Source organism: Mycobacterium sp. E2497, assembly GCF_001668695.1.
GTDB lineage: Bacteria > Actinomycetota > Actinomycetes > Mycobacteriales > Mycobacteriaceae > Mycobacterium.
The window spans coordinates 1-511 of record NZ_LZKD01000117.1; the positions used below are offsets into that span (position 1 = coordinate 1).

The following is a 511-nucleotide window of genomic DNA, read 5'->3' on the forward strand; positions in this document are numbered from 1 at the left end:
GTCGACGCCGTCATCCACCTGGCCGGCGAATCGATCGCCGGCCGGTTCACCGAGAGGCATCGAAAAGTGATCCGCGACAGCAGGATTGGGCCGACCCGCCGGCTCGCCGAGGCGCTGGCTCGCACCCCGCGGCGGCCGTCGGTGCTGGTCACCGCTTCGGCGATCGGATACTACGGGTACGACCGGGGTGACGACGTCCTCACCGAGGACAGCGAACGCGGGGATGGCTTTCTCGCCGATGTCGTTGCCGACTGGGAGGCGACGACCGCGCCCGCGGAACAGGCCGGGGTGCGGGTGGTGCCGGTGCGCACGGGCATCGTGCAGTCCCCGCGCGGCGGCACGCTGAAGCTGATGCGCCCGTTGTTCAGCGCCGGGCTGGGTGGCCGGCTGGGCGACGGCCGGCAATGGCTCTCGTGGATCGGGATCGACGACCTCGTCGACGTGTATCACCGAGCACTGTGGGACACAGCGCTGTCCGGTCCGGTGAATGCCGTTGCGCCGCACCCGGTTC

1 protein-coding gene is annotated in these 511 nt (G+C 70.6%); it reads left to right on the forward strand.

Going from position 1 to position 511, the window contains the following annotated elements; genetic code table 11:
• Positions 1–511 (forward strand): NAD-dependent epimerase/dehydratase family protein (locus tag A5713_RS09145; RefSeq protein WP_156751811.1); only part of this gene is annotated, 511 nt, incomplete at both ends.